This is a genomic window from Acinetobacter brisouii, from assembly GCF_008993995.1.
In the GTDB taxonomy this organism is placed as follows: domain Bacteria; phylum Pseudomonadota; class Gammaproteobacteria; order Pseudomonadales; family Moraxellaceae; genus Acinetobacter; species Acinetobacter brisouii_A.
Genome location: NZ_BKNN01000124.1, coordinates 1 through 4,047, shown reverse-complemented (window position 1 = coordinate 4,047; position 4,047 = coordinate 1). Strand labels below are relative to the sequence as shown.

At 35.1% G+C, this 4,047-nt stretch carries 8 protein-coding genes; all 8 read left to right on the top strand.

All coding sequences use genetic code 11. The annotated features are described in order from the left end of the window. The first annotated feature begins 556 nt into the window (after positions 1-556). Positions 557-913, top strand: coding sequence for a type II toxin-antitoxin system RelE/ParE family toxin (locus tag GBN19_RS14935; RefSeq protein WP_000269909.1), 357 nt, complete (start codon positions 557-559; stop codon positions 911-913). Further along, positions 906-1,208 (top strand): helix-turn-helix domain-containing protein, encoded by a 303-nt coding sequence (locus tag GBN19_RS14930; protein WP_001140621.1) that lies wholly within the window; start codon positions 906-908, stop codon positions 1,206-1,208. Before GBN19_RS14935 ends, GBN19_RS14930 begins: the two co-directional genes overlap by 8 nt. Beyond that, positions 1,201-1,410 (top strand): hypothetical protein, encoded by a 210-nt coding sequence (locus GBN19_RS14925; RefSeq protein ID WP_005155900.1) that lies wholly within the window; start codon positions 1,201-1,203, stop codon positions 1,408-1,410. Before GBN19_RS14930 ends, GBN19_RS14925 begins: the two co-directional genes overlap by 8 nt. Positions 1,411-1,967: 557 nt before the next feature. Next, positions 1,968-2,183, top strand: coding sequence for a cold-shock protein (locus GBN19_RS14920; protein WP_151711055.1), 216 nt, complete (start codon positions 1,968-1,970; stop codon positions 2,181-2,183). Positions 2,184-2,280: 97 nt separating this feature from the next. After that, complete coding sequence (locus GBN19_RS14915; protein ID WP_000921865.1) at positions 2,281-2,508, top strand: hypothetical protein; 228 nt, start codon at positions 2,281-2,283, stop codon at positions 2,506-2,508. A 66-nt stretch (positions 2,509-2,574) separates the two neighbouring features. Continuing rightward, positions 2,575-2,772 (top strand): hypothetical protein, encoded by a 198-nt coding sequence (locus tag GBN19_RS14910; RefSeq protein ID WP_000476222.1) that lies wholly within the window; start codon positions 2,575-2,577, stop codon positions 2,770-2,772. Between the two features lie 186 nt (positions 2,773-2,958). Continuing rightward, positions 2,959-3,279, top strand: coding sequence for a type II toxin-antitoxin system RelE/ParE family toxin (locus tag GBN19_RS14905; RefSeq protein ID WP_000897309.1), 321 nt, complete (start codon positions 2,959-2,961; stop codon positions 3,277-3,279). Continuing rightward, positions 3,272-3,544 (top strand): NadS family protein, encoded by a 273-nt coding sequence (gene nadS / locus GBN19_RS14900; protein WP_000369780.1) that lies wholly within the window; start codon positions 3,272-3,274, stop codon positions 3,542-3,544. The genes GBN19_RS14905 and nadS overlap by 8 nt, the downstream gene beginning before the upstream one ends. Positions 3,545-4,047: the final 503 nt, after the last annotated feature.

Sequence of the window (4,047 nt, the reverse complement as noted above, 5' to 3'; positions counted from 1 at the left end):
TTAGCAACAGGAGGTGTTGCTGAATATATATCCATGTTCATGGATTAAGTCCCCACTTGTTTTTAGGTGGGAACTAAATTAAGGCTTATAGGATCGCTTGGTAAGGCTGTGTTAGCCGGATGCTTACGACTCGGAAACAAGTCGGCTGCTTTTTAAGCACTTTTGTCACTTTTAGCCAATAAAATTGGTTAAAAAATATTCAAAAATCCAAATTTTCCTGATTTCTAAAGGCTCTCATTTCTGAAATTATCCCCATTTCCTGCGGACAATTCTTGGGATAATTTGAGGATATATGCATGTACGTTCTGGCGTACAATCATTCAGGAAATCGACCAATAGGCAGATACCCCTAGATTGCATATCATGGCTTCATTGAGAACAGGATGTTCCAGATAAAAATAAGAAGATCAGCGACAGGACGCGAGGGATGACAGGAGTTGACCCTAGTACCAAATACGAAAAACCCCGACAGGATGTCGGGGTTTTTTTATTGTCATTTGAATAATAATTCAATTAAGTATAAAATATAGACTGTAATCTATATTGTGGTTGTAATATGTGGACAGTCATTACAACGGATCTGTTTAACGAATGGCTTGTACAGCAAGATGAATCTACACAAGAGAAAGTACTCGCAGCGTTGGTCGTTCTACAGCAACAGGGACCAAGTTTAGGTCGTCCTTTAGTAGATACCGTCTATGACTCCAAATTTACCAACATGAAAGAGCTACGTGTTCAGCATCGAGGTAAACCACTGAGAGCCTTTTTCGCATTTGATCCTTTACGACAAGCTATTGTGCTGTGTATCGGTGATAAAGGCGGTAAAAAGCGTTTTTATAAAGAGATGTTAGATATTGCCGATCAGCAATACGAACTTCATCTTTCAACTTTAGGAGATCAATCTAATGGCTAAGACCCTACAAGAATTATTGGCTAGTCGCTCTCCAGAGAGTCAAGCTCGTATTCAAAAAATGGCTGATGAATTACTGTTGGAAACTCAGCTTCACCTTATTCGTGAAGAGTTAGAGATTTCTCAAAAAGAACTGGCTGCAACCCTTGGAATCAAACAGCCGTCATTGTCAGCAATCGAAAATCGTGGTCATGATCTTAAAATTTCAACGATGAAAAAGTATGTTGAAGCAATGGGCGGAAAACTTCGTATTGATGTAGAGCTTCCAACAGGAAAACACATAGGATTTAATGTCTAATAATAAACCTTTGAAAAATATTACTAAATTACTTGTTAATCTGGACAAATTTATATTTTTAGTCAATGCTGCCGATAGCCTAGAAGAAATTGAAATTATTAGAGACTTATGCTGTGACTATTTTTCACGTTGTAATAGGCCAAGCTATTACACTGATATTTTCGACAATGCTTATTGGATAAAATATTACGAAATAGCTTAATCCTTCCAGATTCGCATAAGAGATTTTATGTTAAATAGAGAGATTCATTATTTCTTCAAAAATTAAAAAAACCGCCTATTAGGCGGTTTTTTATAAAATATCTCTAGTTAGAGATATTTAAAACGGTAAAATTTGGTGGTTGATATATGATTTGTGTCTGGGAAAAAATTATCATTCCCGAAATTAAAAACATCAATATTGTTATTACAGAACTATATAATCGCATTCATTACTTATCAATCTTACTAGACCAATATACTAACCTTATATTGTTACATTTACAATAAAAATATGATTTTATTATATTTTTTGACTATTTTTTTGGTTGTTTATGGGTTTGGTAAATATATATATAAGAAAACTTGATTATTCCTATTTTTAGTGTATAGTTACTTTAACTAGAAAAAAGTCTTGTTCCGGTAAATCTTCTTTAAGTATCGCAGTTTTAGTCATAATCCTTCGTTTTTTCAGATTTTAAGTCGCTTCTTTATTATTTTCAAAGTTTATACCCAGTCAATAAAATGACTCAAAATTATTAAAAATCAGTAGGATATATTATGTCAAACTCAAATATTGTTAAAGGTACTGTAAAGTGGTTTAACGAAACTAAAGGTTTTGGTTTCATTCAACAAGAATCAGGTCCAGACGTTTTTGCTCATTTCAGCGAAATCGCGAGTTCAGGTTTCAAGACCTTATTTGAAGGCCAGCAAGTTGAATTCAGTGTAGCTCAAGGTCAAAAAGGACCGAATGCTGTAAATATTGTTGCTATCTAAGTAATAATAAGCAGTAATAAAAAGCACTCATAAGTGCTTTTTTTAAGCTTTAAAATGTTTTCAAAATTGAAAAAATCTCTAAAAAATAGGATATAAGTTGTTAAAAGTAAATGATTTAATTGCAAAATCTAAAAATGGTACTGAAATTATTGTTTCATTAATTCCTCTACATAAAATGCAAAATACACGTCAAGGTTTAAAACAAATTGAAGTAGGTAAAAGAGTTCTACTGGAATCTGGAATCGAAGTTGATTTAAATTTGGATGGCCGTACATTTTACACTTCTCTAAATCAGCTATTTAAATTAAATCATAAAGTTGCTTAGCGATAAATTTTTAAACATCAATAATTTATGTGGGATTTCCACTGCAATTTTTTTAAGGAAATATATATGTTTAAACAGACTCTCAGCGTAAAAGACCAGTTTGGCGTTAAACACGCTATTCAAGCCACAGTGGATCATGAGTTTGCCAACACACAATCTCATTTGAATATAAAACATATCACCGTTGATGGTGAAGATATTCGACCTAGTTTTGAAATGCTTTTTCAAAGTACCTTAAGTGGAAAAATATTTAAAATCATCTAGAAATATAGTTTTTATAAAATCTATAGTCTGAATGAAATATCAGGACCTACTCGCTATCATGCGGGTTTTTTATACCTAATATTTATATTTGTAAGCCTTTGCTTATGCGAAACGAGAGTTCACAGCTCTCGTTTTTTTATTCTAAAACTGCTAAAATTCTTATACGCCATTGACGTACTTAAACCTATGTTATTCATTGAAACCAGTATTTTTACTAAGCAAATCAAAGAGCTTGTGAGTGATGAAGAGTATCGTCAGCTCCAGCAAGATCTCTTGGTACAGCCTGATAAGGGCGACTTAATCAAGAATGGTGGTGGAATTCGTAAAGTACGTTGTGCTCAGGGCAATAAAGGCAAAAGTGGCGGTATCCGTGTGATCTATTATTGGGTTACAGAAGATGATCAGATCTTTTTCCTGGTGGCTTATCCAAAGTCTGTGAAAGATAATCTGACAGACAAAGAAACCTCGATTCTACGTCAATTAGTAAAGGAGCAATTTCATGGATAACAACTTATTTGATGACCTGGTTGCTTCAATCAAAGAAGCTGGTGCCATCAAGCGTAAGGAGATAAAGGCAAGTCGAGTCACAGAGCTTGAATTACCGGATATTAAAGAAGTACGTGAGAAAACAGGCTTAACCCAGGCTGAATTTGCTGCACGTTTGCATATCAGCGCGAGAACCCTACAAAACTGGGAACAAGGCCGTCGCTATCCGACTGGTCCTGCAGCGACTCTAATTCGCATTCTGGATGCCCATCCAACCCTAATTTAAAAAGTTTAGATAATAAAAAACCCCCGACATCCTGTCGGGGGTTTTCGTATTTGGTACTAGGGTCAACTCCTGTCATCCCTCGCGTCCTGTCGCTGATCTTCTTATTTTTATCTGGAACATCCTGTTCTCAATGAAGCCATGATATGCAATCTAGGGGTATCTGCCTATTGGTCGATTTCCTGAATGATTGTACGCCAGAACGTACATGCATATATCCTCAAATTATCCCAAGAATTGTCCGCAGGAAATGGGGATAATTTCAGAAATGAGAGCCTTTAGAAATCAGGAAAATTTGGATTTTTGAATATTTTTTAACCAATTTTATTGGCTAAAAGTGACAAAAGTGCTTAAAAAGCAGCCGACTTGTTTCCGAGTCGTAAGCATCCGGCTAACACAGCCTTACCAAGCGATCCTATAAGCCTTAATTTAGTTCCCACCTAAAAACAAGTGGGGACTTAATCCATGAACATGGATATATATTCAGCAACACCTCCTGTTGCTAA